Origin of the sequence: Halochromatium sp. (genome assembly GCF_046541315.1) — a bacterium.
Lineage (GTDB): Bacteria > Pseudomonadota > Gammaproteobacteria > Chromatiales > Chromatiaceae > Lamprobacter.
In genome coordinates this window covers 1-5857 of the sequence record NZ_JBKHDN010000173.1, presented here as the reverse complement: position 1 = coordinate 5857, position 5857 = coordinate 1, and the positions used below count along the sequence as shown (strand labels likewise).

The following is a 5857-nucleotide window of genomic DNA, read 5'->3' as shown; positions in this document are numbered from 1 at the left end:
GATCATCGTCTATCCGATGAATGCGCTGGCCAACAGCCAGCTCAAGGAGATCGAGAAGTTCATCGCGCAGTCGGGCTTGCCCGACACACTCAAGCCTGTGGTGCGGCGCTATACGGGACAGGAGAGCCAGGAGGAACGGGAACGCACCGCCAAGCATCCGCCGGACATCCTGCTGACCAACTTCATGATGGCCGAGTTGCTGCTGACGCGACAGGATGCGCTCGATACCCGGGTCATCGACAACGCCCAGGGGCTCGAATTCATCGTCCTCGATGAGCTGCATACCTACCGCGGCCGACAGGGTGCGGATGTGGCCATCCTGGTGCGTCGCCTGCGCAACCGCTGCAATCCAGATGGCGCGCCGATCTGCATCGGCACCTCCGCAACCATGGCAAGCGAAGGATCAGAGGCCGGCCGTGCGCAGGCCGTCGCCGATGTCGCCTCGCGTCTGTTTGGCGCCGCGATCGGCCCTGACGCGGTGATCGATGAAGCGCTGAAGCGCGCCACCGATGAGCGGGTGACGCTTGCCGATGTCCGTCCGCGGCTTGCGCGGATCCTGACCGACGCGCTCCCCGACACACTGCTCGACGCTGACCTCGGCACGCATCCACTCGCGGTCTGGGTCGAGCTGGCGATCGGCCTGGAGGATGGGCTCGCGCTCAAGCGTCAGAAGCCGATTCCCTTCGGCGACGCAGTCGCCCTACTGGCCAGCGACAGCGGGGTCGCGGTCGAGCGCTGTCGCACCCAGCTCGAACAGTTCCTCACCCGCGTCAGCCTCCCGGAGACCGAGCGAGGAGGTTCGGGCACGAGCGCCTTCCTCGCCTTCAAGCTGCATCGCTTCATCTCTGGCGCGGGTGACGTCTTCACCACGCTGACGGCACGCCCGCGTCGGATCCACTTCGAGGGCCAACTGGAAGACCCCGATGTCCCCGGCCACCGGCTCTATCCCACGCGCTTCTGCCGCGCCTGCGGGCATGAAGTCCATGTCGTGACCAAGAGCGACGATGATCAGGGCATGCGGTTTCTGCCGCGTGCGATCGATGACACGCCGTTGGACGATGACGACGGCGATACCGCCGGCTATCTGACGCCCACCGGCGATGATGACCCCGAGTATGCCTTCACCGGCGAGGTCGAGAGCTACCCGGAAGACTGGCGCGAAGAGCGCAAGGGGATCGAGCGACTGCGGGCGAATCGCAAATCACGCATGCCGCAGCGCTTGACCCTGAGCCCGGATGGTCGCTATTCGGCCTCCGGCACGTCCTTTTGGTTCATCCCTGGGCGATTCGGCTTCTGTCCCTGCTGTCTCGACCAACCCCATCCCAGCATGCGCGAACGCAGCAAGCTGGCGAGTCTTTCCGGCGAAGGCCGCAGCTCAGCGACCACGCTGCTGGTCGCGACCGCGCTCGAATGGATGAGTCTCGCCGACAGCGGTGTCGCCACCGAGAAGCGTAAGCTCCTCGGCTTTACCGATAATCGCCAGGACGCCGCGCTGCAGGCTGGTCACTTCAACGATTTTCTCTTTGTCAGCTTGCTGCGCGGCGCCATCCTGCGCGCGGTGCTCGATGCGGGTGAGGAGGGGATGACCGAGGAAGAATTCGGACTCAAGGTCGTCAAGGCGCTCGGCTTCACGGCCGACAACAAACGCGCCCGTGTGCATTGGATGTTGGACCCCGATGCCGGTGCCGTGGTCCGCGTCGATTCCCAGCGCGCACTGGCCAAGGTGCTGGCCCATCGCGTCTGGACGGACCTGCGCCGGGGTTGGCGTTACACCAATCCCAGCCTGTCCGTGCTCAAGCTCATCGATATCGACTTTCTTGGGCTCGATGAGGTCGCCGCCGATGCCGCGGCCCTCGGCGCGATCCTGCCCGAGCTAGGGGCCCTCGATCAGGCCAAGCGACGCCAGGCCCTGCGGGAACTGCTCATCGCCTTCGTCGAGGGGCTGGCGGTCAGCACCGAATCCCTGGACCTGACCCTGCTCGATACCGTGGCGCAGAGATCCCGCAATCTGCTCAGAGCGCCCTGGGCCTTCGATCAGAAGGAGCAGCCGCGTAGCCGAGCGACCTTGTTCCTGCAGGCGCCTGGTAAGGATCGCGTCAAGCTGCGCGAGGAGCAAAGCATCCTGCGTGCCGGCCACAATTCGCGCATTGCGCGGCGTATCAATCGCGACAGCGTCCTCGGCACCAAGCTCAAGAAGACCGACTATCTGCGCGTCATGACCGGCCTGCTGGAGCTGATGGAACGCGAAGGACTGGTCACGCGGGTCGAGATCGAGACCGACCTCAGTGGTTGGCGCCTCTCGCCCGCGGCCGTGCGTCTGATCCCTGGCGAGGCGATCCGCACCGACCAGGTGCTTGAAAACGCCTATTTTCATGACCTCTACAACCGTATCGCCAGGGATCTCAAGGGCGGCAGCAGCCACTATTGGGGCCTCGAAGGTCGCGAGCACACCGCCCAGGTCACGCAGAAATACCTTGAATGGCGCGAATGGCGGTTTCGCTTCGAGGAGGACGACCGAGCCAGTCTCTTGGAGCATCGCGCCGACCTCAAGGCCGCGGGTGAATCGGACCAGTTTCTGCCAACGCTGTTCTGCTCGCCGACCATGGAGCTTGGCATCGATATCTCGGCGCTGAACACGGTCTATTTGCGCAACGTTCCGCCGACCCCGGCAAACTATGCGCAGCGTGCCGGTCGCGCCGGTCGCTCGGGTCAGGCGGCGGTCATCGTCACCTACTGCGCGGCCCAATCACCGCATGACCAGTATTTTTTCGAGCGGCGCAGCGAGATGGTGGCCGGGGTCGTGCGTCCCCCCGCGCTCGATATCACCAACGAAGAGCTGCTGCGCTCCCATCTGCATGCCCTCTGGCTCGCGGAAGCGACACTGGCGCTTTCGCCCGACATCCCCGAGATCCTGGATCTGACCCAGGAGACCTATCCGCTCAAGGAGGGTATCCAAGCGCAGATTCGCACGCCCGGCCTCGCCACCAAGGCGCAAGCGCCGATGCAGCGCGTCCTTGATCAGATCCTCGCTGCCGTCGGTGGTGTGAAGCCACCCTGGATGGACAGGCCCGAGGCGTTCGTGAAGGAGGTCGCCACTCAGGCCCCCGAGGCCTTCGATCGCGCCTTCGATCGTTGGCGCGAGTTGTATCACTCGGCGCGCACCCAGCTGCAAGAGGCCAATGCGCGCTCGGAGATGACCGGACTGCCCGGGGCCGACCGGCGCCGGATCAAGGCTGCGCAGATGCAGGCCAGCGATCAGCTGGCGATCCTGGAGCAGGGCAAGGCCCCCAACGGCTCGGATTTCTACTCCTATCGCTACCTTGCCACCGAGGGCTTTCTGCCCGGCTACAACTTCCCCCGACTGCCGATTTACGCCTTCATCCCGGCGGAGGGCAAGACCGGCACCTTTCTGCAGCGCGCACGCTTTCTGGCGATCTCGGAATTCGGCCCGCGCAGCCTGATCTATCACGAAGGTCGTGCCTATCGGGTGATGAAGGCGAAGCTCTCACCGGAGGCGCGCACCAGCGACGGCACCGAGCTGGCGACCCGCGACCTCTTCATCTGCTCCAACTGCGGCGCCTGCCATGACCGCGAGGTCGAACGTTGCCATGCCTGCGACGCGCGCATGGCCGGCGAGGTCCCGATCCGTCGCACGCTGCGGATCGACAACGTCGAAGCCGCCCCGGTCGAGCGCATCACCGCCAACGATGAAGAACGGGTCCGGCAGGGCTTCGAGATCCAAACGGTGTTCGCCTGGCCACGGCGTGATGGGCGCCCGCAGGTCACCGAGGCCGAATTCCACCGCGCGGAGAGTCTGTCCAACAGCGATTCGGACGGCGACCCGGTCAGCGATCGCGATCCGGCCAGCGAGCGCGATCCCCCGATCCTCATCCTCCAATACGCCAACAGCGCCGAGATCAGTCGCATCAACAAGGGGCTCAAGCGGCGCCGGGAACAAACCGTTCTCGGCTTCAATATCGATCCACGGACCGGTTACTGGGCGAGAGATGAGAGCGAAGAGCCCAATGTCGATGTCCCGCCTGATGTGGTCAAGCCGGTGCGCATCGTCCCGATCGTGCGCGACCGCAAGAACGCCTTGCTGTTTCGCTTTCATGCACCGGACGCCTACGCCCCTGAGACCATTGCCACCCTGCACCATGCCCTGATGCGCGGCATCCAGATCGTCTTCCAGCTCGAGGAAGGCGAGGTGCTCGGTGAGCCATTGCCATCACGAGACGAGCGTCGCGCCATCCTCGCCTATGAGGCCGCCGAGGGCGGAGCCGGTGCGCTCAGTCGCCTGATCGAGGAGCCAACCCTGCTTGGCAAGGTCGCGCATGCAGCGCTGACCTTGATGCACTTCGACCGGGTCGACGAGGCCATCGCCGCTGGCGATGCCAGCCTGCTGCACGAGCGCGAGCATGAGGCCTGCGTGCGCGGCTGTTATCGCTGTCTGCTGTCCTATTACAACCAGCCGGATCATGAACGGATCGACCGCACCAGTGACCAGGCCAAGCAATTGCTCATCGAGCTGGCGCGCGGCCGGGTGCTGCTCAGGGCTGCCTCGTCCACGTCCGACGCAGCCGTGGTGCATGCTGATCCCTGGTTGGCGGCGTTCCAACAGGCAGGCCTTCCCGAGCCTGACGCCAAGGCGCTGCGCTGTGCGGATCAAGACATCCCGTTTGCATGGCGGAGCCATTTCGTTGCAGCGGTTCCGCCGCCCCTGACCGATGCCCTGCGCGAAGCCGCCGAGGCCTTGGGCTGGGTGCTATTCGAGCTACCTGAGAGCCCAGCGGCAGGCGTTCCCCAGGTCCTGTCCGAGCTGCTGGTCGGGTTCGACGGGCCAGCGCCGGGGTCATGATGCCACCATTCCGCGCAGCAAGAGAATCCACACAATGACCCCAAACTTCGCCCCCGGGGATCTGGTCCGCGCCCGTGCCCGTGAGTGGGTCGCCTTGCCATCCCCACATCCCAGGCTCCTGACGCTGCGCCCGCTCTCCGGCAGCGAGCACGATAGCGTCATCCTCGACCCGGCGCTGGAGCAGCTGCCGGTCGAGCCAGCGCGCTTCGACCTGCCGGCGGATGCCGCGATGACCGTGCAGGCCAAGGCCGCGTTGCTCGCCGACGCCCTGCGCCTGACCCTGCGTCGGGGCGCCGGTCCGTTTCGCTCCGCGGCGCAGCTCGGCTTTGAGCCGCGCGTCTATCAACTGGTGCCGCTGCTGATGGCGCTGCGCCTGCCGGTGCCGCGCCTGCTGATCGCCGACGATGTCGGTATCGGCAAGACCATCGAGGCCGGCCTCATCCTGCGCGAGCTGATCGACCGCGGCGAGGTCGAGGCCTTCGCGGTGCTCTGTCCGCCACATCTGGTCGAGCAATGGGTGATCGAGCTCAAGGACCGTTTCGGCATCGAGGCGGTCGCCGTCACCGCCGGCAGCGCCGCCAAGCTCGAGCGCGGTCTGCCGCTGGCCCAGTCGCTGTTCGAGGCCTATCCGCACACGGTCGTCAGTCTCGACTACATCAAGGCCGAGAAGCGCCGCGAGGGCTTCGCCCGCGCCTGCCCGGACTTCGTCATCGTCGATGAGGCGCACGCCTGCGTCGGCACCCACAAGGGCAAGCAGCAGCGCTTTGCCCTGCTGCAAGGACTGGCCCGCGATCCCGAACGGCGCCTGTTGATGCTCACCGCCACCCCGCATTCGGGTGATGAAGACGCCTTCGCGCGGCTGCTGTCGCTGCTCGACCCCGCCTTCGCCGCCTTGCGCTTCGAGGACAGCCAATACCGCGAGCAGCTGGCACGGCATTTCGTCCAGCGCCGCCGCATCGATCTCACCGCCGGCGACTGGGACGAGCAGCGCGTCTTTCC

At 65.8% G+C, this 5857-nt stretch carries 2 protein-coding genes; both read left to right on the top strand.

All coding sequences use genetic code 11. The annotated features are described in order from the left end of the window. The first annotated feature begins 1 nt into the window (after position 1). Positions 2–4858: a DEAD/DEAH box helicase gene (locus tag ACLFQI_RS10830; protein ID WP_410759254.1), complete on the top strand. Its 4857-nt coding sequence runs from the start codon at positions 2–4 to the stop codon at positions 4856–4858. 34 nt (positions 4859–4892) lie between these two features. Continuing rightward, positions 4893–5857 (top strand): DEAD/DEAH box helicase (locus ACLFQI_RS10825; RefSeq protein WP_410759252.1); only part of this gene is annotated, 965 nt, incomplete at its 3' end.